Annotated in this window: 10 protein-coding genes; 6 read left to right on the top strand and 4 right to left on the bottom strand. The window is 43.3% G+C overall.

Features of this window, described 5'->3' with window-relative positions:
• From MP622_RS10500 to MP622_RS10485, 4 genes are all read left to right on the top strand, one after another.
• On the top strand, positions 1–2,286 hold the full coding sequence (locus tag MP622_RS10500; protein WP_243790878.1) for a type I secretion system permease/ATPase: 2,286 nt from the start codon (positions 1–3) through the stop codon (positions 2,284–2,286).
• Positions 2,287–2,324: 38 nt separating this feature from the next.
• Positions 2,325–3,563, top strand: a complete 1,239-nt coding sequence (locus tag MP622_RS10495; RefSeq protein WP_243790876.1) for an HlyD family type I secretion periplasmic adaptor subunit — start codon at positions 2,325–2,327, stop codon at positions 3,561–3,563.
• A gap of 419 nt (positions 3,564–3,982) precedes the next feature.
• Complete coding sequence (locus tag MP622_RS10490) at positions 3,983–4,930, top strand: OmpA family protein (RefSeq protein ID WP_243790875.1); 948 nt, start codon at positions 3,983–3,985, stop codon at positions 4,928–4,930.
• A gap of 61 nt (positions 4,931–4,991) precedes the next feature.
• Positions 4,992–16,784, top strand: coding sequence for an Ig-like domain-containing protein (locus MP622_RS10485; protein ID WP_243790873.1), 11,793 nt, complete (start codon positions 4,992–4,994; stop codon positions 16,782–16,784).
• A gap of 149 nt (positions 16,785–16,933) precedes the next feature.
• Here the strand turns inward: MP622_RS10485 and MP622_RS10480 are convergent, their stop codons facing one another.
• From MP622_RS10480 to MP622_RS10465, 4 genes are all read right to left on the bottom strand, one after another.
• Positions 16,934–18,217: a ribonucleotide-diphosphate reductase subunit beta gene (locus MP622_RS10480; RefSeq protein ID WP_016166035.1), complete on the bottom strand. Its 1,284-nt coding sequence runs from the start codon at positions 18,215–18,217 to the stop codon at positions 16,934–16,936.
• A gap of 143 nt (positions 18,218–18,360) precedes the next feature.
• Positions 18,361–18,489 (bottom strand): preprotein translocase subunit YajC, encoded by a 129-nt coding sequence (locus tag MP622_RS10475; protein ID WP_243790871.1) that lies wholly within the window; start codon positions 18,487–18,489, stop codon positions 18,361–18,363.
• 23 nt (positions 18,490–18,512) lie between these two features.
• Positions 18,513–18,779 carry a hypothetical protein gene (locus MP622_RS10470; RefSeq protein ID WP_243790870.1) on the bottom strand — a complete coding sequence of 89 codons (267 nt, stop codon included), beginning with the start codon at positions 18,777–18,779 and terminating at the stop codon, positions 18,513–18,515.
• 356 nt (positions 18,780–19,135) lie between these two features.
• Positions 19,136–21,967, bottom strand: coding sequence for a ribonucleoside-diphosphate reductase subunit alpha (locus MP622_RS10465; RefSeq protein ID WP_243790868.1), 2,832 nt, complete (start codon positions 21,965–21,967; stop codon positions 19,136–19,138).
• A gap of 587 nt (positions 21,968–22,554) precedes the next feature.
• Here MP622_RS10465 and bfmR point away from each other — a divergent pair.
• Complete coding sequence (gene bfmR / locus MP622_RS10460) at positions 22,555–23,271, top strand: response regulator transcription factor BfmR (protein ID WP_016166031.1); 717 nt, start codon at positions 22,555–22,557, stop codon at positions 23,269–23,271.
• Between the two features lie 34 nt (positions 23,272–23,305).
• Positions 23,306–24,964, top strand: coding sequence for a sensor histidine kinase BfmS (bfmS, locus tag MP622_RS10455; protein ID WP_243790866.1), 1,659 nt, complete (start codon positions 23,306–23,308; stop codon positions 24,962–24,964).
• The last annotated feature ends 34 nt before the right edge of the window (positions 24,965–24,998 follow it).

Below are 24,998 nucleotides of genomic sequence, written 5' to 3'. Positions count from 1 at the left end.
ATGAAATCCATAATAGAGCATATTGCTTTGGTAACCCGACTGTTGGGAAGCCCTTTACCTGTAGCTACCTTGATGGCACAGGTGACGCATGACCAAAATTTAAATGTCAACTATCCTTCTTTGATTGAAGTATTAAAAAGCCATGGTTTTGAAAATACGTTAAGTAAAAAAGCACTACATGAAATTCCTGCATTGGCTGTGCCTGTAGTTATAGTTTTGCAGCAAAATGAAGCCGCTGTTATTACTCAAATTCATGGCTGCGGGACAGATCGGGTTTATGAGTTGCAACAAATAGATGGTTTAAAGCAAAGAATTGATCATTCGCAGCTATCAGCATTGTACTTGGGATACAGTTGGTTTATTAAACCAAAACTGGCCAGCGACTTACGTTCTGAGTTACCGGAATATCACTTGCCTAAAGCATGGTTTTGGAAAGTCATTTGGCGTTTTCGAGCTTACTATTCGCAAGTGATTTTAGCGACATTTGTTATTAACTTTTTGGCATTGGTCAGTTCTCTGTATGTCATGAATGTTTATGACCGAGTTATTCCGAACAAATCTTATGAAACCCTTTGGGTGCTCAGTATTGGCGTAATCTTGGCGATTAGCTTTGAGTTTGCCGCAAAAATGATCCGTGGGCATTTGACAGATATAGCTGGTAAAAAAGCTGATTTAATTATCAGTTCGGCCATTTTTCGTCGTGTGATGAGTTTGGATTTGGCGGAGCGTCCTGTTTCATCGGGTTCTTATGCCAATAACCTGCGTGAATTTGAATCTGTCAGAGAGTTCATGACCAGTGCAAGTTTGTTGGTATTAGTCGATTTACCTTTCCTTCTGCTCTTTATTACCGTGATTTGGATGATTGGTGGAACGTTGGCAATCGTTCCTTTAATTTTAATTCCAATCGTGATGTTGGTTGGTCTGCTTTCACAAAGACCTTTAGCACGATATATCAATGAATCAATGAAAGAGTCGTCACAACGTCAAGGTTTGGCGGTAGAGGCAATTGAAGGGATTGAAACATTAAAAGCCAATAACGCAACCAGTTGGGCACAGCAAAAGTGGGATTATTACACGGCTAAGACTGCTGCTTCGAGTACTAAAACTCGAGATTTAAGTAATTTTGTGGTTAATTTTTCTGTTGCCATTCAGCAATTAAACACAGTGATATTGGTGATTGTCGGAACTTATTTAATTCATAGTCCAGACCCAAATCATAAAATTACGATGGGGGCTTTAATGGCTTCAGTGATTTTGTCGGGGCGTGCCTTGGCACCCTTGGCGCAAATCTCAAGCTTAGCCATTCGTTTTCAGCAAGCTAAAATTGGTTTACAAGGCCTGCAAAGCATTATTGAACGTAAAATTGAACGTCATCCAGATCGGCAATATATCAGCTTAGATCAAGTGAATGGCGAACTTAAATTTCAAAACGTGAGTTTTAAATATCAACAGGATATTCCTCCAGCACTTAAAGCATTGAATTTAAATATTGCACCTGGAGAAAAGGTCGGAATACTAGGGAAAATTGGCAGTGGTAAAACTACCACGTTAAAACTCGCCAGCGGTATGTTTGAACCGTTAGAAGGGAATGTTACGTTAGATGGTGTGGATTTACGTCAGTTAGATCCAAATTATTTACGCAATCAGGTCGCATTTTTAGGGCAAGCCCCGCGTCTGTTCCTAGGGACATTACGTGAAAACTTGGATTTGTCACGACAAGATGGTTTTTCTACAGATCAAGAGTTGTTATTGGCATTGAAACGATTTGGTCTGGACAGTTTAATTCAAAATCATCCGCGTGGTTTGGATATGCCTTTAGGTGAGGATGGTTTAGGACTTTCGGGTGGTCAGAAACAAATTATAGCCTTGGCTCGATTAACATTACGTTCCCCACGTGTAGTGTTATTAGATGAGCCAACCAATGGTTTAGATCAGTTAACTGAACGACAAACACTGACAGCATTGCATCAGTGGTGTAAAGACAAAACTTTGTTGGTGGTGACGCATCGGACTCAAGTTCTGAGTATTGTGAGTCGTGTTGTGGTGATTGACCAAGGTCAGGTGGTCATGGATGGCCCGCGAGATGAAGTTCTGAAGAAACTCGCTTTAAATGAGCAGGCGAAATCAGCAACAACACAAAACTCAACGGTTACGACAGGACAACCAAGTTCGACAGTAACCACGGGGCAGAAAGAAGGTCGTACCATCGTGATCAAACCAGATCATGCATCATCTGTACAAAATCATACGAATAATACGCAATTAGAAAAAATAAATGTTGAGTAGTCGTGTCAAACAAATCGACATCAACGTAAGTGAGGCATATGGAAGAATATCGAAACCCACCCACAGAACGGGTTCAGTCTAAAGACTTGGAATTGTTGAATGACTTGAATGCTGCCTTACAAACGGAAAGGCATACAGGCTTGTTTTGGACAATTGGGTTGTTATTTGTGTTTATGGTTGTGTTTGTTTTTTGGGCTTATCACAGTCATGTAGAGGAAGTGACACGTGGTCAAGGTAGTGTTATTCCAACCAGTCGTGAGCAGATTTTGCAAAGTTTAGACCCTGGAACAATCAAAGAGATGTTGGTAAAAGAAGGGGATATTGTTGAAAAAGGACAAATTTTGCTTCGGCTGGATGATACCCGAAGTTCGGCAATCTTAAGGGAAAGTGAGGCAAAAGTTGCCAATCTTGAAGCAATGTCAGCCCGTTTAAGCGCGGAATCTTATGGAACAGAAATCAAGTTTCCTGATGGAATTAGTGAATCTTTAAAACATCGTGAACGTGCAGCATATGTTGCACGTCGTCGTGCAGTAGATGACGCTGTTGCAGGACTTCAAACCAGTAAAGCCATGTTGGATCGTGAAATTTCGATTACGTCACCTATGGTCGCAGAAGGGGTAATGTCTGAAGTTGAGTTGCTACGTATGCGACGTCAATCTTCAGATTTGGCTTTGCAAATTAATGAAAAGCGCAATCAATATGCAGCGGATGCCAATAATGAATTGGTACGGGTTGAGTCAGAATTGGCACAAGCCAAAGAAAATATGGCAATGCGTGCGGATCCTGTAGATCGTTCACTCATTCGAGCACCTCTAAGGGGCATTGTTAAAAATATCAAGATTAATACGGTCGGTGGTGTGGTACAGGCTGGGCAAGATATTATGGAAATTGTACCGCTGAATGACAAATTATTAGTTGAGGCTTATATCCGACCGCAAGATGTTGCTTTTGTACATCCGGGACTTGGTGCGATTGTGAAAATTACTGCTTATGACTATGCCTTATATGGTGGTTTAGAGGGGAAGGTGACTTTAATTAGTCCCGATACTTTGAGAGATAAAACACGACCAAGTGAATTAAATCTCAATCCAGATGAAGCGTATTATCGTATTTTGGTTGAAACCAGCCAAAATTCATTGACGGATAAAAATGGTAAAACCATGCCAATTATTCCCGGCATGATTGCCAGTGTAGACGTCAAGACTGGAGAAAAAACTATATTTCAATATTTAATAAAACCAATCACTCGAATGAAGCAGGCTTTACAAGAGAGATAAAGGTATTCTTTCGGCAGAAACTCTATATTTTAATAGGGTTTTTGTTATTAGAATAAATGAACCAGAATTGGGTTAATCTTCTATTATTTTAATAAGTTAATATATATTTTAGATGTATATTATATGGTATTGATTTTTATGTCATGTTTATAAAGTTTTGTTGTCTTTTTTTTATTCAAAAATAATTAATATAAAAATATAATTCATCTATCTGAAAAATATGTGAACTGGTTCATATTATTTTAAAATTTATAATTAATGCTATTGTTTTTTTTTCTTTTTTTTATATTCTTTTAAAAAAGCATTATAAAAAATCATCACATAAACTCTTAATTTTTTTAAGGCTTTTGTGGAATAAAAATAAACCCCTTTGGTTTAAGGGCTAGGAAAATGAAGTAAAAATAACAGAGGTGGGTATTATGAGTATTAAAAGATTAATATTGGTGGTTGGGTGCTCGTTGTTCTGGATCGGATGTTCAACTGCAAATAATAAGCCGCCTTTTGAACATTGGAATCAGTTTGGTTCAAAACCTTATTTACAGCCGAAATCGATTAAAGAGAGGCATACACAGGTTGTATTTATTCGTGATAAAGATGGATTAAAAGGGCCAGCAGCAAATGTATTTATTGAAGGGCATTACTTAACGTCATTATTGCCTGGCTCATTTAAAGCATTACAGTTATGTTCACGTCCTACCCACATAAATGCAATTTATACGCAAAGTGCGTTTAACTATGCCAATGCCCGTCGATTGAATTCTACGCAATCGCTTACAGAAGGTACTACGCAATATTTCAGATTGGTTGGAGGAAACAATCAAGCAATACAAGTGCAAGAGTTAACAGAGACTCAGGCGCAAGCGTTTTTGCCAGATCTTAAAGAAGCTGTTGCTACAAAATCGCGTGTCAAAGAGAACGAAGAATGTACACAGCCTGTATCTGTTCAGGCACCTGCCAAAACTGTACTCAAAAAATACACCCTACAAGCCAGTACATTATTTAATTATGCGAAGTCTGGGTCAAATGATTTGACTGCTCAAGGCCGTAAAGATGTTGCAAAAATTGCTTCCGAAATTAACCAAGACCAAGAAGCCATTAGCCATGTTGCAGTTATTGGATATACAGACCCTGTTGGGTCGGATAATTCTAATCAACAACTTGCACAACGTAGAGCAGAAACAGTACGAGCACTGTTGGTTCAAAATGGGGCAATGAAAAAGAATATTTTGGTTGAAGGTCGTGGTGAGCAAGAACTTGTAGTAAGTGATTGTGATCAGAAATATGCCAATGATAAAGCAGCACGTGAGCAATGTGACTTACCAAACAGACGGGTAGAAATTGTGACCTATGGAATGAAAGCTGAATAACCATTGCTCAATATTTATTCACTATTTTTAAAAAACAAGTTATAAGAAAAGGATAAATAAAATGCCAAATCAAACAATCACTATAAAACTACATGATGCGAAAACCATTATTTCAGCTTTGCAAGTTACTAAATCTCATGACCAGCCTGTAATGATTCAGGCGCAAAAGGGCATTAATTATGAATTGATTGATGATGCAACTCAATTTGCGCCAGAAAATATTAAAATTCAGCGTGTGGGTAATGATTTATATATCAGTTTTGAAGATGATGGTACGAATGCGCTGGATCCTGATCTGGTTATTCAGGGTTATTACGGTACTGATGGGACGACAACCAATTTACTGATTGGTCTGCATGAAAATGGCAGTTATTACGCTTATGTACCTGAAACAGGTGCTCAGCAACATGCAGTCAGTATGCTCGCTGATCAAGTGAGTGTTGCACAAGCCTTGGGCGGTGAGCCATTAACCTCTGCATCATATGAATTTAATCCATATTGGTTGCTTGCTTTAATTCCTCTAGTCGGTTTAGCCGCTGCTGGAGGTGGCGGCGGAGGTGGAGGTGGTACACCAGCTCCATCTGCGGACAAACCTGATGTAGTGGCTTTAAATGGTGGTGTAGTTACGGTTAAACCTGGCTCAAATAATGTTAAACAAGTCATTACCTATACCGATGAATCTAATAATTCAGTGTCCTTAACAGCAACAAAAGGTTCGGATGGTAAATGGAGTCTAGATAAAACCCCAACAGGTGTAAGTATTGATTCATCAACAGGTTTGGTGACTATCGGTATGGATGCTGTGAAAGATGGTAGCACGGTGACTTCTACGGGAACCAATTCAAGTAATAATACCGCGACTGATAGCGATACGGCTAAGGTGGATGATAGTACTCCAACTTCGGCAGATGCACCGGATGTTGTTGCCTTAGCGACAGGTGCTGTTGCTATAAAGCCTGGTGCAGATAATGTTAAGCAAGTTATTACCTATACAGATGAAACCAATAATGCTGTGACTTTAACAGCAACAAAAGGGGTTGATGGTAAATGGAGTCTAGATAAAACGCCTAGCAATGTTGCAATTGACCCTGCAACGGGCTTGATTGCGCTTGGTCCAGATGCAGTCAAAGATGGCTCAATCGTTAAGTCCGTGGGTACTGATGCGTATAACAACACTGCGACAGACAGTGATACGGCCAAAGCAGATGAGACCGATCCTCAAGGTACAGATTTAATTGCAGATAAACCTGATGTATTGGCGCTGGTGGGTGGTTCTGTAACAGTCACCCCTGGTGCAGATAATATTAAAGAGGTTATTCGTTATACTGATGAATCCAATAATCCTGTGATTCTAACGGCAACTAAGGGTGCAAGTGGAGTTTGGAGTTTAGACAGTACACCAACTGGTGTGATTATTAATCCTGTGACAGGTGTTGTTACTATTGGAATGGAGGCTGTAAAAGATGGAAGTACCGTCACTTCAGTGGGTTCAGATCAATTTGACAACACTGCGAATGATAGTGATATAGCCAAAGCAGATGTTTCAAGCTACACAATAACCTTTGATTCGATTACCACCGACACTGGCAGTTCCAGCAGTGATTTTATTACCAATGATAACACTTTGTTGTTTAAAGGTACGGTAGATCTAGCTAATGGCAACAGCCTTAGTGTGAAAGTCGGTGACAAGACCTATAGCACCAGTGACCTCAATTCAAAATTAACAGTAGATGGTTCAGGTAACTGGACCCTGAATCTCACAGGCAGCGCTTTGGCAGATGGTACTTATCCTGTTGTTGCAACGGTTAAGGATACAGCGGGCAACAGCAAAAGTACCACCAGCCAAAATGTGGTGATTGACACCAAGATCGACACCGATAATGACGGTCAAACCGTGACCTTTGATTCGATCACTGATGATACAGGTACCGCAGGCGACTTCATCACCAATGACAACACCTTGCTGTTTAAAGGTACGGTCGATCTGGCTGATGGCAATGCTCTCAGTGTAACGGTCGGTGCGACCACCTACACCACTGCCGATCCACGCTTAACGGTTGATCCAACAGGGAATTGGACCCTAGACCTGACGGGTACCACCTTGGCCGATGCAACCTATGCGGTGGTGGCGACGGTCACAGATACCGCAGGGAACAGCAAAAGTACCACCAGCCAAAATGTGGTGATTGACACCAAGATCGACACCGATAATGACGGTCAAACCGTGACCTTTGATTCGATCACCGATGATACAGGTACCGCAGGCGACTTCATCACCAATGACAATACCTTGCTGTTTAAAGGCACGGTAGATCTGGCTGATGGCAATACTTTGAGTGTCAGTGTGAACGGAGTGAACTATCCAGCGACGGATTCACGCTTAACCGTGGATGGTTCAGGTAACTGGACCCTAGATTTAACGGGTACTCCTTTTATTGATGGTACCTATCCAGTGATTGCCACCGTGACCGACGCCGCGGGCAATACTGCGAGTACGACCAGTCAGAACGTGGTGATTGATACCAAGATTGACACCGATAATGACGGTCAAACCGTGACTTTTGATTCGATCACTAACGACTCAGGTACAGCAGGTGACTTGATCACCAATGACAATACCTTGTTATTTAAAGGCACGGTAGATCTGGCTGATGGTAACAGCCTCAGTGTAACGGTCGGTGCAACCACCTACACCACTGCCGATCCACGCCTCACAGTTGATGGTTCAGGTAACTGGACCCTCGACCTGACTGGCACCATCTTGGCCGATGCAACCTATGCGGTGGTGGCTACGGTCACAGATACCGCAGGGAATACCGCCAGCAGCACCAGCCAGAATGTGGTGATTGACACCAAGATCGATACCGATAATGACGGTCAAACCGTGACCTTTGATTCGATCACCGATGATACAGGTACCGCAGGCGACTTCATCACCAATGACAACACCTTGTTATTCAAAGGTACGGTGGATCTGGCTGATGGTAATACTTTGAGTGTCAGTGTGAACGGAGTGAACTATCCAGCGACGGATTCACGCTTAACCGTGGATGGCTCAGGTAACTGGACCCTAGATTTAACGGGCAGTCCTTTTATTGATGGTACCTATCCAGTGATTGCCACCGTGACCGATACAGCAGGGAATACTGCGAGTACGACCAGTCAGAACGTGGTGATTGATACCAAGATCGACACCGATAATGACGGTCAAACCGTGACCTTTGATTCGATCACCAACGACACTGGCAGTTCCAACAGCGACTTCATCACCAATGACAACACCTTGCTGTTTAAAGGTACGGTGGATCTGGCTGATGGCAACAGCCTCAGTGTAACGGTTGGTGCGACCACCTACACCACTGCCGATCCACGCTTAACGGTTGATCCAGCAGGCAATTGGACCCTAGACCTGACGGGTACCACCTTGGCCGATGCAACCTATGCGGTGGTGGCGACGGTCACAGATACCGCAGGGAACAGCAAAAGTACCACCAGTCAGAACGTGGTAATTGACACCAAGATCGACACCGACAACGACGGTCAAACCGTGACCTTTGATTCGATCACCAACGACACTGGCAGTTCCAACAGCGACTTCATCACCAATGACAACACCTTGCTGTTTAAAGGTACGGTGGATCTGGCTGATGGTAATACTTTGAGTGTCAGTGTGAACGGTATTACCTATAATACAGGCGACCCGAAACTAACTGTGGATGGCTCAGGCAACTGGACCCTAGATTTAACGGGCAGTCCTTTTATTGATGGTACCTATCCAGTGATTGCCACAGTGATCGACACCGCGGGCAATACTGCGAGCACGACCAGCCAGAACGTGGTGATTGATACAAAAGTGGATAAGGATGGTGATGGGGATATTGTAACCTTCGACTCGATCACCAATGATACTGGTAGTTCTAGCACTGACTTCATCACCAATGACAACACCTTACTGTTTAAAGGTACGGTGGATCTGGCTGATGGCAACAGCCTTAGTGTAACGGTCGGTGCAACCACCTACACCACTGCTGATCCACGCTTAACGGTTGATCCAGCAGGGAATTGGACCCTAGACCTGACGGGTACTACCTTGGCCGATGCAACCTATGCGGTGGTGGCGACGGTCACAGATACCGCAGGAAATAGCAAAAGTACCACCAGCCAGAACGTGGTGATTGACACCAAGATCGATACCGATAATGACGGTCAAACCGTGACCTTTGATTCGATCACCGATGATACAGGTACCGCAGGCGACTTCATCACCAATGACAACACCTTATTGTTTAAAGGTACGGTGGATCTGGCTGATGGCAATACTTTGAGTGTCAGTGTTAACGGTATTACCTATAATACAGGCGACCCGACACTAACTGTGGATGGCTCAGGCAACTGGACCCTAGATTTAACGGGTACTCCTTTTATTGATGGTACCTATCCAGTGATTGCCACAGTGATCGACACCGCAGGCAATACTGCGAGCACGACCAGCCAGAACGTGGTGATTGATACAAAAGTGGATAAGGATGGTGATGGGGATATTGTAACCTTCGACTCGATCACCAATGATACTGGCAGTTCTAGCACTGACTTCATCACCAATGACAACACCTTACTGTTTAAAGGTACGGTCGATCTGGCTGATGGCAATGCTCTCAGTGTAACGGTCGGTGCGACCACTTACACCACTGCCGATCCACGCCTCACAGTTGATGGTTCAGGCAACTGGACCCTAGATTTAACGGGTTCGGCATTACTCGATGGTAGCTATACCGTAGTGGCAACAGTGACCGATACAATGGGGAATACTGGTAATTCAATTAGTAGAAATGTGGTGATTGACACCAAGATCGACACCGATAACGACGGTCAAACCGTGACCTTTGATTCGATCACCAACGACTCAGGTACAGCAGGTGACTTCATCACCAATGACAACACCTTACTGTTTAAAGGTACGGTCGATCTGGCTGATGGCAACAGCCTCAGTGTAACGGTTGGTGCGACCACCTACACCACTGCCGATCCACGCTTAACGGTTGATCCAGCAGGGAATTGGACCCTAGATCTGACGGGTACCACCTTGGCCGATGCAACCTATGCGGTGGTGGCGACGGTCACAGATACCGCAGGGAACAGCAAAAGTACCACCAGTCAGAACGTGGTGATTGACACCAAGATCGACACCGACAACGACGGTCAAACCGTGACCTTTGATTCGATCACCAACGACTCAGGTACAGCAGGTGACTTCATCACCAATGACAACACCTTGCTGTTTAAAGGTACGGTCGATCTGGCTGATGGCAACAGCCTCAGTGTAACGGTTGGTGCGACCACCTACACCACTGCCGATCCACGCTTAACGGTTGATCCAACAGGCAATTGGACCCTAGATCTGACGGGTACCACCTTGGCCGATGCAACCTATGCGGTGGTGGCGACGGTCACAGATACCGCAGGGAACAGCAAAAGTACCACCAGCCAGAACGTGGTAATTGACACCAAGATCGACACCGACAACGACGGTCAAACCGTGACTTTCGATTCGATCACCAACGACACTGGCAGTTCCAACAGCGACTTCATCACCAATGACAACACCTTGCTGTTTAAAGGTACGGTCGATCTGGCTGATGGCAATACTTTGAGTGTCAGTGTTAACGGAGTGAACTATCCAGCGACGGATTCACGCTTAACGGTTGATCCAACAGGCAATTGGACCCTAGATTTAACGGGTACTCCTTTTATTGATGGTACCTATCCAGTGATTGCCACAGTGACCGACACCGCAGGCAATACTGCGAGCACCACCAGCCAGAATGTGGTAATTGACACCAAGATCGACACCGATAATGACGGTCAAACCGTGACCTTTGATTCGATCACCAACGACTCAGGTACCGCAGATGACTTCATCACCAATGACAATACCTTGTTATTTAAAGGCACGGTCGATCTGGCTGATGGCAATACTTTGAGTGTCAGTGTTAACGGTATTACCTATAATACAGGCGACCCGAAACTAACTGTGGATGGCTCAGGCAACTGGACCCTAGATTTAACGGGCAGTCCTTTTATTGATGGTACCTATCCAGTGATTGCCACAGTGACCGACACCGCAGGCAATACTGCGAGCACCACCAGCCAGAATGTGGTGATTGACACCAAGATCGACACCGACAACGACGGTCAAACCGTGACTTTCGACTCGATCACCAACGACACTGGCAGTTCCAACAGCGACTTCATTACCAATGACAACACCTTACTGTTTAAAGGTACGGTGGATCTGGCTGATGGCAACAGCCTCAGTGTAACGGTCGGTGCGACCACCTACACCACTGCTGATCCACGCTTAACGGTTGATCCAACAGGGAATTGGACCCTAGACCTGACGGGTACCACCTTGGCCGATGCAACCTATGCGGTGGTGGCGACGGTCACAGATACCGCAGGGAACAGCAAAAGTACCACCAGCCAGAACGTGGTGATTGACACCAAGATCGACACCGACAACGACGGTCAAACCGTGACCTTTGATTCGATCACCAACGACACTGGTAGTTCCAACAGCGACTTCATCACCAATGACAACACCTTACTGTTTAAAGGTACGGTCGATCTGGCTGATGGCAATACTTTGAGTGTCAGTGTTAACGGAGTGAACTATCCAGCGACGGATTCACGCTTAACGGTTGATCCAACAGGGAATTGGACCCTAGATTTAACGGGTACTCCTTTTATTGATGGTACCTATCCAGTGATTGCCACAGTGACCGACACCGCAGGCAATACTGCGAGCACCACCAGCCAGAATGTGGTAATTGACACCAAGATCGACACCGATAATGACGGTCAAACCGTGACCTTTGATTCGATCACCAACGACTCAGGTACAGCAGGTGACTTCATCACCAATGACAACACCTTGCTGTTTAAAGGTACGGTGGATCTGGCTGATGGCAACAGCCTCAGTGTAACGGTCGGTGCGACCACCTACACCACTGCTGATCCACGCTTAACGGTTGATCCAACAGGGAATTGGACCCTAGACCTGACGGGTACCACCTTGGCCGATGCAACCTATGCGGTGGTGGCGACGGTCACAGATACCGCGGGCAATACTGCGAGCACGACCAGCCAGAATGTGGTGATTGATACCAAGATCGACACCGATAACGACGGTCAAACCGTGACCTTTGATTCGATCACCAACGACACTGGTAGTTCCAACAGCGACTTCATCACCAATGACAACACCTTACTGTTTAAAGGTACGGTGGATCTGGCTGATGGCAACAGCCTCAGTGTAACGGTCGGTGCGACCACCTACACCACTGCTGATCCACGCTTAACGGTTGATCCAACAGGGAATTGGACCCTAGACCTGACGGGTACCACCTTGGCCGATGCAACCTATGCGGTGGTGGCGACGGTCACAGATACTGCGGGCAATACTGCGAGCACGACCAGCCAGAATGTGGTGATTGATACCAAGATCGACACCGATAACGACGGTCAAACCGTGACCTTTGATTCGATCACCAACGACTCAGGTACCGCAGATGACTTCATCACCAATGACAATACCTTGTTATTTAAAGGCACGGTGGATCTGGCTGATGGCAACAGCCTCAGTGTAACGGTCGGTGCGACCACCTACACCACTGCTGATCCACGCTTAACGGTTGATCCAACAGGGAATTGGATCCTAGACCTGACGGGTACCACCTTGGCCGATGCAACCTATGCGGTGGTGGCGACGGTCACAGATACCGCAGGAAATAGCAAAAGTACCACCAGCCAGAACGTGGTAATTGACACCAAGATCGACACCGACAACGACGGTCAAACCGTGACTTTCGATTCGATCACCAACGACACTGGCAGTTCCAACAGCGACTTCATCACCAATGACAACACCTTGCTGTTTAAAGGTACGGTCGATCTGGCTGATGGCAACAGCCTCAGTGTAACGGTTGGTGCGACCACCTACACCACTGCCGATCCACGCTTAACGGTTGATCCAACAGGCAATTGGACCCTAGACCTGACGGGTACCACCTTGGCCGATGCAACCTATGCGGTGGTGGCGACAGTAACTGACACTGCGGGTAATACCGCCACTAGTAATCAAGATGTGGTTATTGATACTGTAGCTGATGCACCAGATGTCATTGCAGTATTGGGCGGTTCAGTGGGTATTGTTCCTGGTGATGATAATCTTCAACAGATCATCACTTATAAGAATGAATTGGATGTTGATGTAACTTTAACTGCGACTAAAGCACCTGATGGAACTTGGAGTTTGGATACAACCCCATTGAATGTCAGTATTAATAGTACAACGGGTGTAGTCAGTATCGGGCGTGATGCAATAAAAGATGGCAGTCTTGTTACTTCCATTGGTACAGACCTTTTAGGCAATACTGCTCAGGACAGTGGTACAACATATCCAGATGATACAACACCATCGACTGCAGATGCGCCAGATGTCGTTGCATTGGATGATGGTTCTGTCACTGTAACTCCGGGTGCGGATAATGTTGAGCAGGAAATTTATTATATTGATGAAGAAAATATTCTTGTTGTCTTATCTGCATCACAAGCAGGTGATGGTACTTGGAGTTTGGCAGCAAATCCAATACCAACCCCATTGCCAACAGGGGTAAGTATCAATTCGATTACGGGTGTAGTTACGATTGCTCCAGATGCAGTTAAAGATGGGAGTGTAGTGACTGCTTATGGTTTTGATGTTTCTACAAATGTGGCCATCGATAGCGATACTGCCAAAGGCGATGTCGTGATCGTCTCTGTCTCAGAAGAAGGCTTGGCAGGTGCAAATGCTGATGCTGCCGGTAACCCTGAGGATACAACAAATTCAACAATGGTATCAGGAACTTTAAATCTTGGTAATTTAACTAATGTGGCTGTAACTGGTCCATCGGGTATCACGTCTGAGGGGCAGCCAGTGACTTGGAATGGTTCGATTACGGCAGGCGTTTATACATTAACAGGAACAGCAGGAGGAAAAGAGGTCGCGGTACTGACACTTTCAACTTCAGGGGCTTACACCTTTACCTTGAAACAGCCGATAGACCACCCAATGGCTTCACTTGAAAACATTTTAGGTCTTGGTTTTACCATTGCTTCTACTGATGGTGTTGGAACAACCAATTCAACTTTGATGATTAATGTTGAAGATGATTCGCCAATCGCTGCTTCAAATACTACATATAATGTTGATGTTCAGCCTGCTACAGTAGAGGGAGAGTTAGTCGTTAGTTATGGTGCAGATCACGGTCATGTGCAAAGTATCACGGTCGATGGTTATACCTTAAGCTATTCACCTGTAACAGATTCAGTTTCAGCTTCAGGAGCTGCAGGTTCAATTACTTATAGCTTTAATGCTGCAAATGATGAGTTAACTATCAACAAAGGCACGGGTGAAGTTCTGGTCGTAGATATGTTGACGGGGCATTATAGTTATTCCTCATTAGCAATAACGGAAACAGCTCAAGCGCCAATTGTGGGAATCAATAAATCTGCCAGCTTATTGGGTCTTGTGAATGCCGATGCTTTAGGTTTGATTGGTATTGGTACTAATCAACTTTTAACAGCAATTGATCCGAATAACGATATTAAATCGGTTGTCGTGAACGCAGGTGCTGCCATCAGTATTGGGGTCTTAAATTACTATAAATTAGATTGGTCTGTTGAGATGGCAGCAGAGTTTGGAATAAAGGTTGTAGAAGAGAATGACATTGTAAATTTACTGTTAGTTACAACCCAATCTTATTCAAAATTGACAATCACATCCTTAGATGGGGGACCAATTGATAACTTAAAATTGAATGAGTTTTTAGCAACTGTTTACGTTCATCAATATGGTATAGATCTAGTAGCATTAGGTATAGTGCCGACAATTTCTATTTCTGCAACAGATAGTCAACCCGTGACTTCTAGTACTTCTTATACCGATTTGCTTGGTGTAAGCCTATTAGATCCGAGTAATGACCCAGCAGGTGTGGTAGAGGGTACAAGCGGTATAAATACACTCAATGGAACCAATGGTGATGATCGTTTATATGGTTATGCTGGAAATGATAATTTAACAGGTAACCAAGGGAATGATTTGCTTCGCGGTGGGGCGGGTAACGATACTTTAAATGGCGGTGCTGGTAACGACATTTTAAGTGGTGGTACAGGAAATGATACTCTAACGGGTGGCTCAGGCAATGACACCTTCCTTTGGGAGAAAGGGGATCAGGGGACTGTTGTGGCACCAGCAGTAGATACCATTACTGATTTTTCTAAACAACCTGTTGCGGGTGGAGGGGATATTCTCGACTTACGCGGCTTATTAGTCGGTGAATTGGCGAAAGGGACAAGTATTGGAAACTTGGCAAATTATTTATACTTTGTCTTTGATGGTACCAATACAATTCTTTATATCAATACCGCGGGTACGCTTTCGGCTGCAACACCAACCACAACTTCTGATCAGCACATTACATTTACGAATGTAGATTTAGTGGGTAGCTATACCACCCAGCAAGAGATTATTTCGAATTTACTTAAAAATGGAAACCTCTTGGTAGATCAGGCAACCACGAACACGGATTTAAATGGTTCCTCATCTTTTGATGTGGTGATAGTAGATAATGATGGTGATACTGCTTCAACCAATATCACGTTTGACTCAACTTCACCATCTACCTCAACACAACCGAATGTAGCACCGATTGCACAAGCTGCCGATGCGACTTTACTGGGCTTAATTGGTGTAGATGCGCTTGGCATCATTGACTTGAATCAACAGGCTTTTATTGCTGTCGATCCAAACCAAAACTTGCGTTCGGTAGAAGTAAAATTTAATGGTCTACTTACAGTGAATTTGGGAAGTCTTAGTTTCTCTGCTTCAGCTCAATTAGCAGCAGATTTGGGACTCGAAATTCATATTAACAATACATCGGGGATATTGGGTGTTGTAGGAGCAACATCAACAATAACCATTACAGCGGCAGATGGTGGAAATATCGATAATTTAGCTGTGAATGAATTATTAGCCACGATTCAGCTCAATTCCGATGTAAATTTACTGAGTTTGGTTGCAGGTTTGAATGTGAGTGCCTTGGGTAGTTTTACTGTGACAGCAACTGATAGTTACGGTGCAACAGATTCAGACAGTTTCTCGTCATTGCTGAATGCTCAGGTGCTACAGAACTTGTTAGGGGCTGGAGGTAATCCTGATATTATTCAAGGAACTTCTGCAAACGATACATTAAATAATAGTGCATCAGGTACCATTCATGAGCGTCTTTATGGTTACGATGGAGATGATACGCTAAATGGTAGTTCTGGAAATGACTTAATCCGTGGTGGGGCAGGAAATGACACCTTAAATGGTGGTGACGGCAATGACCTACTGATTGATGGGAATGGTGCGGATACCTTCAATGCAGGTAATGGCAATGACGTAATCGTTATTTCAGGAACAGGTTTTGTTTCTATTGATGGTGGTGCGGGTACAGATACTTTAACGTTATTGGGTGGAATAGACTTAGATTTAACGACATCGAATAATATTACCAATATTGAGCGTATCGATTTGGGTAATGGTTCAGAAGGTTCGAAATTGACGTTGACTGCCGCTGATGTTCTGGAAGTTACTGGATCAAATACACTACAAATTTTTGGGGATTCACATGATCAGGTGCAAATGATTGGTGCGATTAAAGGTGCAGAATCTACCATTAACGGTGTAACGATGACGCAATATACGCTCGGTGCAAACACAGTATTTGTGGACAATGATATTGTAAATGGTATGGGAGTGATTGTCCTTTAGTTGATCAGTAAACCGTCTTATTTGATTTGAATCACTGCATGAACCTCTCCGATTTATCGGGGAGGTTTTTCTTTATTGAGTTGTTTTTTTGAGTTAGTACTTAATATAAAAAATCCCGCCATCTAGGCGGGATTTTTTCGGATATTTACTTACCAGCTTAACGCACCACCTGTTTGGTAGTCAGTTACGCGAGTTTCAAAGAAGTTCTTCTCTTTACGTAAGTCCATCATTTCAGACATCCACTGGAATGGGTTATTCACACCAGCAAATTGTTCAGGTAAGCCCAACTGGCTTAAACGACGGTTACAGATAAATTTCAAGTATTCTTCCATCATTGCAGCATTCATGCCCAATACACCACGTGGCATTGTGTCACGAGCATATTCGATTTCAAGCATAGTGCCTTCAAGAATCATCTGAATGATTTCTTCTTGGAATTCTGCTGTCCAAAGATGTGGGTTCTCAATCTTGATTTGGTTAATCATATCGATACCAAAGTTCAAGTGCATCGATTCATCACGCAAAATGTATTGGAATTGCTCTGCAACACCATTCATCTTGTTACGACGACCCATCGACAAAATTTGGCTGAAACCGCAGTAGAAGAAAATCCCTTCAAGTACGCAGTAGAACGCGATCAAGTTGCGCAGCAAAATTTGGTCATTTTCAGGTGTACCAGTTTTGAAAGAAGGATCACTTAAAGATTGAGTATACTTTAAGCCCCAAGCTGCTTTACGTGCTACAGATGGAACCTCACGGTACATGTTGAAGACTTCGCCTTCATCCATACCTAAAGATTCGATACAGTATTGGTAAGCATGAGTATGAATCGCTTCTTCAAAGGCTTGACGTAAGATGTATTGACGGCATTCTGGGTTGGTAATGTGACGATAAATTGCCAATACCAAGTTGTTTGCAACCAATGAATCCGCAGTCGAGAAGAAACCTAAAGAACGCATTACAATGGTACGCTCATCTTCAGTTAAGCCATTTTCAGACTTCCAAAGTGCGATGTCATGGTTCATGTTGACTTCTTGAGGCATCCAGTGGTTTGCACAACCGTCTAGATACTTCTGCCAAGCCCATTCGTATTTGAATGGTACAAGTTGGTTCAAGTCAGCACGACAGTTAATCATAGCTTTATCATCAACTTGTACACGCTGAGCACCCATCTCAAGCTCTTCAAGACCAGGGGCAACATCTAAGGTTTCTAGAGCGTTAGATGCTCTTGCCAACGGATCGGCTGGATCTGTTGATCGCACTGAACGGGTTCCAGCGGATTGTGGAGCTGCCACATTCTTCTGTGGTTGCTCTGCATCAGATACCAACGGCGCAGCAGGCGCTTTTTGCGGTTCGACGGGCGCAGACTTGTGCTCAGGTGCAGCCGGTTTTTGCGAATCATCTTCTAAATCGTCCCAACTTAGGATAGACATATCAATTCTCTCTTCGTTGCTTTATATCTTTTATGAAGACATCTCAACCAAGAAGATGTCCTACTATACGCTTAATTTGTGTAAGCAAAATTAAGTTTTGTCGATAAATGCTCTAATTTTGTTCGGTAGAGCAAGTGTCCCCACTACTTATTTTGCTTACGCTGTTGATTGCGAATGGCTACAAATGCGTAGACCATTGGCACGTAAAAGAAAACAAAGGAAAAGACCAAAACCGCGAGTCCTAACATGTAGTTATGGGTCATATGGAGCATGGTCTTTTCCTAATAATATAAAATTACATATGTTTGTTTATCCAATCCCAGACGGTTTTGCTTAACCATCCTTGATAATCTTTCGATGTTTGCATCACAAAAAGATAATCATTGTCATCAGTGTGCTTTCTAAGTCTTTCGTAGACTTGGGCGGCTGATTGATTAGAACAAACAAACCAATATGAATCCATCGCATGACACCATCCATCAAAGTTTTTTATTTCTTCGATTAATTCATCATACTTTTGACCTGATTTATTTAGGTCATAGCTTATCGAATAAACTGCCATTTATATCTCCTTAAATATCATTCATTAGAGCAGTTGTTACCCAAAAGTCCTTGACGATATTGCGAGATCAGGCGATTATTCTCCTGCTTTTAGCGAAGCAATATGTCGAAGAACTTGTTTCTTAGACTGGAAAGGGGATCTGTAGGAGGATTCCCTTTTTTTATGTCTAAATTTTTCTCATCAGCTTTGCGGTAGGAGTTGCTTCGCATCTGAGTGAGGTGACTATTTAATATAATCACTACTCTTTTCTTTCAAAACTCTTAATCTCCCTAAATCTCTCTTTAAGAAGAGGGACTTTCACACCTCAATAAGTTTGGTGTAATTCCCCTCCTTTTAGGAGGGGTTAGGGGAGGTTATTACTGACAAGCCTCACAATCAGGATTGTCAATTGAACATGCCATTGGCACTGGTGCCGCTTGTTCAAAACCTTCATCTTCTGCGACAGGTGCTGCAACTGGCTTTTCTTCCGCTACTGCTGCAACAGGCGCTGCGACTGTAGTTGCTTTAACAGCATTCAATGCACCTGTGTTAATGGTCGATTTCTCAGCCGAAGTTGCACCTAATGCACGGAGGTAATAAGTCGTTTTTAAACCACGTAACCATGCCATCTTATAGGTGATGTCAAGTTTCTTCCCATTCGCACCAGAGATGTAAAGGTTTAGAGACTGTGCCTGATCGATCCATTTTTGACGACGTGATGCAGCATCTACAATCCAACGTGGCTCAACTTCAAATGCAGTTGCGAAGATTGCTTTAAGCTCTTCTGGGATACGAGAAATTTTCTGAACTGAACCTTCAAAGTGTTTCAGATCATTGACCATTACAGAGTCCCAAAGACCACGGTCTTTCAACGCACGTACTAGGTACGGGTTGATCACAGTGAATTCACCAGAAAGGTTAGATTTCACATACAAGTTTTGGAAGGTTGGCTCAATGGATTGAGACACGCCACAAATATTCGAGATGGTTGCCGTTGGAGCAATCGCCATTACATTTGAGTTACGCATACCATCTTTTTGAACTTTGGCACGTAAAGTGTCCCAGTCCAAACGCTGTGTGCGATCAACTTCAAACATGCGCTCAGGGCGTGATTTTGCAACGAGGTCAAGCGAGTCAATTGGTAAGATACCTTGATCCCATAATGAACCTTTAAATGTTTCGTAAGTGCCGCGTTCAAGTGCAAGGTCGCTTGATGTTTGAATCGCATAGTAGCTAATGACTTCCATCGACTCATCAGCAAACTCTACTGCTGCATCAGAACCATAAGCCAGTTGCATTTCGTATAGTGCATCTTGGAAGCCCATGATACCCATACCGACAGGGCGGTGCTTTAAGTTTGAGTTGCGAGCTTGTGGAACCGCGTAGTAGTTAATGTCGATCACGTTATCGAGCATACGAACCGCAGTTTTCACGGTACGTGCAAGCTTTTCACGGTCTAACACACCACCTTGAACGTGTTGTACAAGGTTAATCGAACCTAAGTTACATACTGCAATTTCATCTTTGCTTGTGTTTAAGGTAATTTCTGTACACAAGTTAGAAGAGTGAACTACCCCCACATGTTGTTGTGGTGAACGTAAGTTACATACGTCTTTGAATGTGATCCACGGGTGACCTGTTTCAAACAACATCGACAGCATTTTGCGCCACAAATCTTTTGCACGGATTTTCTTGTGCAACATATTTGTTTCTTTTGCAATTGCTTCATAGTGTGCGTAACGCTCAGCGAATTCCGCACCCATTAAGTCATGTAGGTCTGGAGTTTCAGATGGCGTGAACAGTGTCCATTCAGCATCTTCAAACACACGTTGCATAAACAAGTCAGGAACCCAGTTTGCTGTGTTCATGTCATGGGTACGACGACGGTCATCGCCTGTGTTTTTACGTAGCTCTAGGAATTCTTCGATGTCCAAGTGCCAAGTTTCTAGGTATGCACACACGGCACCTTTACGCTTACCACCTTGGTTAACTGCAACAGCGGTATCGTTTGCTACTTTAAGGAATGGAACGACACCCTGTGACTTACCATTTGTACCTTTGATATACGAGTTCAAGGCACGAACAGGTGTCCAGTCATTACCTAAACCACCAGCCCATTTAGACAACATTGCGTTATCACGCATTGCGCCATAAATGTCATACAGGTCATCATCAATCGTGGTTAAGTAGCAGCTTGATAACTGCGGACGTAGCGTACCTGAGTTAAATAACGTTGGGGTAGACGCCATGTAATCGAAGCTTGACAATAAGTTGTAGAACTCGATTGCACGTTCTTCACGGTTTTCTTCGTTAAGGGCAAGACCCATCGAAACACGCATGAAGAATAATTGTGGTAATTCGAAACGTACGCCATCTGAATGGATGAAATAACGGTCAAATAAAGTTTGTAGACCTAAGTATGTAAATTGGTTTGAGCGTTCAGGTTGAATCGCAGCAGCCAATTTTGCAAGGTCAAAGTTAAGTAGTTCTGGTGAAAGTAGGTCGAGCTCAATACCTTTTTTAAGGAAAGTTTCTAGAGCATCACCTTCAACGGTATCTTCAGACAAGCCAAGGAAGGCTAAACCTGTTGCAACTAACTCATCACGAAGTAGGCGAGCCGTTACGTAAGTGTAGTTTGGTTCTTGCTCAATACGGGTACGCGTTGCCATCATCATCGTAGTCGAGATGTCTGATTCTTTTACACCGTTATAAAGGTTTTTAATGGTTTCATCGATAATGGCTTGCGCATCAATACCTTCTAAACCTTCAGCTGCTTTGTTGACTTTAGCTTGGAGCGCGCTCAAGTCTAATGGCTTAAGTTGGCCGTCTTGTGCAGTGATTTGCAAGGTCGGATGATGATGAGCACCTGTTTGCTGACGAGCAGATGCACGTTGTTCACGATAAATCACATAGGCACGCGCAACTTTCTGTTCGCCAGTACGCATGAGTGCCAATTCCACTTGGTCTTGGATTTCTTCAATATGAATTGTACCGCCAGAAGGTAAACGACGGTTAAAGGTATTCATCACCATTTCAGTAAGTTGTGAAATGCGGTCATGAATACGGCTAGAGTCGGCACTTTGTTGTCCTTCTACCGCTAAAAAGGCTTTACCAATTGCGACAGAAATTTTTTCGGCATCAAAAGCAGCAACATCACCAGTTCGTTTAATCACCTGAAGTTGCCCAGGGGTGGATGTGATTACGCTCATGTCAGCATAGCTCCATTGTCATCTATTGTTATGTTTATGGACCATTTGAACTGGGCAAAAAGTGTGCCACAGTGTTTGAGGAATAAACACAAGACTTAGTGGTTTAAAATTGAATTGAACACAAGATACGGGAAAATTGAGGGTAGATCAATATTGACATTTTGCTAAAAATTTTTCTGATTCCTGTCAAAAAAAATTAGCTCAAATTTCCCTATTTTTATGCTTATGGTTTAAGCCTTATTAGACAAGGGCATAGCATAGCAAAGCTCTATTTATCTGCTTATAGATAACCTTGTGGATAAGTAAAAAAGAATAAAACTGATCAGACAGTTTATGATCAATTGCCTGATTTGATTAATAATTATTCATTTTGTAATGAGATGTGTGTAATTGAGTTCAAAAAATGACAAACTGAAAAAGCCAATTAATTCAACGATTAAAAAATATTACAAAAAGCTACTTAGATGTATCAGTTTGGTGAATAGCATCTTGTTTACAATGTAAACGTGTGTATATTGCAAAATTATATTACGTCGTATCTGTCGGATTTTTAAAAGATACGCTTCATCCTATTGAAGGGGCAGTTTATGAGCCAAGAAGAAAAGTTACCGAAAATTTTAATTGTAGAAGATGATGAGCGTCTTGCACGTTTAACCCAAGAGTACCTAATCCGTAATGGATTGGAAGTTGGGGTGGAACCAGATGGTAACCGTGCCATTCGTCGTATTATTGCTGAGCAACCAGATTTAGTGGTGCTCGATGTAATGTTGCCTGGTGCAGATGGTTTAACCATTTGTCGTGAAGTGCGTCCACATTATCATCAACCAATTTTAATGCTTACCGCTCGTACTGAAGATATGGATCAGGTGCTTGGCTTGGAAATGGGTGCAGATGACTACGTGGCTAAACCTGTTCAGCCACGTGTTTTACTTGCGCGTATCCGTGCGTTATTACGTCGTACCGATAAAGCACCAGAAGATGAAGTGGCACAACGCATCGAATTTGACGATTTAGTGATTGATAACGGTGGTCGTTCTGTAACCTTAAATGGTGAATTGGTTGATTTTACCAGCGCTGAGTATGACTTGCTTTGGTTGTTGGCTTCAAATGCAGGACGTATTTTATCGCGTGAAGACATTTTTGAACGTCTACGTGGTATTGAATACGATGGTCAAGACCGTTCAATTGATGTCCGTATTTCGCGTATTCGTCCAAAAATTGGCGATGATCCAGAAAATCCGAAACGAATTAAGACTGTGCGTAGTAAAGGCTATCTTTTTGTTAAAGAAACCAACGGAATGTAATTTACATCACTCTTGATTCACACAGGACATTTTCGTGTTTAAACACAGTATATTCTTGCGCATCTATGCAGGTCTGGTTGTGCTGGTTGCAATCGTGGCACTGTTTGCTTATTTGCTGGTGCAAATTATTAATTACCAGCGTGCGCAAGAATATCGTGAGTCTTTAACTGATGGTATTTCATTTATTATCAGTGAGGGGATTGCGCGTCAGCAGACAGTCCAACAAAAGGTAGACTGGATTTCTGATGCTTCAGACTTGTTAGAATTGCCGATTTATTATGTCGATGCTAACAAGGTTGACCTTTCACGAGCTGAACAAAAACGTATTAGTCAGCAAAAGGCTGCTGTGCGTTATGATGCGCAAAACTCAATTGCTTATATTATTATCGGCTTAAAAAATGATACCAATCACTATCTATATGTAAAGGTAGATAAAATTGGTGAGCGTCAAATGAAAGCGCTACCTATTTTTATTCTGGATTATCTGGTGTACTACCCAGGACAGGAAAAAGAATATCTGGAGAAAATTCAGAAGCATTTTTCCTATCCAATTGAAATAGAGAAAGTGCAAAATCTTCCTTTAGATTCAGAGCAAATTGGGCGTTTACGCTTAGATCATAGCATTATCTTATATCGTGATAGTGCCACAGTACGCGGCACAACTATTTCGATCGTTTCTCCTATTCCAAGTACGCCATCCGAGGTTTTGGTACTGGGACCAGTGCCTTTGTTTAATTGGATGCCATTCCAATTGGCAGCGGGTATTACTTTACTCAGCTTATTTGTCTTGAGCTTGGGCGTTTATGGTCTGATATTGCCTATGCAGCGTAAGATTCGCGAAGTGAACTATGCATTGAATCGCATGAAATCGGGCGATTTGAGTCTGCGCTTACCGATTGATGGTACCGATGAAATGGCAAGTTTGGCATCAAGCTATAACAGTATGTCAGACCATATTCAGCGTTTGATTGAAGCACAGCGAGAATTAATGCGTGCAGTTTCGCATGAGCTCAGAACGCCTGTGGCGCGTATTCGGTTCGGTATGGAAATGTTGGCGGAGGAAGATGATTATGAGTATCGCATACAGCAAGTCGACATGATTGATAAAGATATTGAGGCACTAAATACTTTAATTGATGAAATCATGACTTATGCCAAGTTGGAGCAGGGCACGCCTTCACTTGATTTTGAAAAAATTGTGTTGGCTGAAGTGCTTGAGCAAGTTGCTACAGAAACGGAAGCATTAAAAACACAAAAAGAAATTATTGTAGAAGCTCCCTTACCAACTGTCGTTGCAGATGCAGAACGCCGTTACTTACATCGTGTAGTGCAAAATTTGGTTGGGAATGCGGTGCGTTACTGCGATCATAAGGTTGTGATCAGTGGTGGCATTACCGATGCGGGCATGGCTTATGTTTGCGTTGAAGATGATGGTCCTGGTATTGCCGAAGATGACCGTAAACGCATTTTTGAGGCTTTTGCTCGTTTGGATGATAGCCGTACCCGTGCCTCAGGTGGTTATGGTTTGGGGCTTTCCATTGTGAGTCGTATTGCTTATTGGTTTGGTGGGCGTATAGAAGTTGATGCGAGCCCAACTTTAAAAGGTGCCAGATTCACCATGAGTTGGCCTGCAAAGCGTTTCGCGAAGACGAATAAAAAGAAATTAGGGGCTAAAGAAAGTTTGGATAATTAAGCTCTTATTTTTAAATTGTTGATAAGCCCAGTAT

It is taken from the genome of Acinetobacter sp. PK01 (genome assembly GCF_022819285.1).
Taxonomy (GTDB): domain Bacteria; phylum Pseudomonadota; class Gammaproteobacteria; order Pseudomonadales; family Moraxellaceae; genus Acinetobacter; species Acinetobacter tandoii.
This window is presented reverse-complemented; position numbering and strand designations above follow the sequence as displayed.

What these genes read in the sequence shown, in the direction of transcription:
- MP622_RS10500 (WP_243790878.1), top strand. Translation starts at nt 1, where the DNA reads ATGAAATCCATAATAGAGCATATTGCTTTGGTAACCCGACTGTTGGGA.
- MP622_RS10495 (WP_243790876.1), top strand. Translation starts at nt 2,325, where the DNA reads ATGGAAGAATATCGAAACCCACCCACAGAACGGGTTCAGTCTAAAGAC.
- MP622_RS10490 (WP_243790875.1), top strand. Translation starts at nt 3,983, where the DNA reads ATGAGTATTAAAAGATTAATATTGGTGGTTGGGTGCTCGTTGTTCTGG.
- MP622_RS10485 (WP_243790873.1), top strand. Translation starts at nt 4,992, where the DNA reads ATGCCAAATCAAACAATCACTATAAAACTACATGATGCGAAAACCATT.
- MP622_RS10480 (WP_016166035.1), bottom strand. Translation starts at nt 18,217, where the DNA reads ATGTCTATCCTAAGTTGGGACGATTTAGAAGATGATTCGCAAAAACCG.
- MP622_RS10475 (WP_243790871.1), bottom strand. Translation starts at nt 18,489, where the DNA reads ATGCTCCATATGACCCATAACTACATGTTAGGACTCGCGGTTTTGGTC.
- MP622_RS10470 (WP_243790870.1), bottom strand. Translation starts at nt 18,779, where the DNA reads ATGGCAGTTTATTCGATAAGCTATGACCTAAATAAATCAGGTCAAAAG.
- MP622_RS10465 (WP_243790868.1), bottom strand. Translation starts at nt 21,967, where the DNA reads ATGAGCGTAATCACATCCACCCCTGGGCAACTTCAGGTGATTAAACGA.
- bfmR (WP_016166031.1), top strand. Translation starts at nt 22,555, where the DNA reads ATGAGCCAAGAAGAAAAGTTACCGAAAATTTTAATTGTAGAAGATGAT.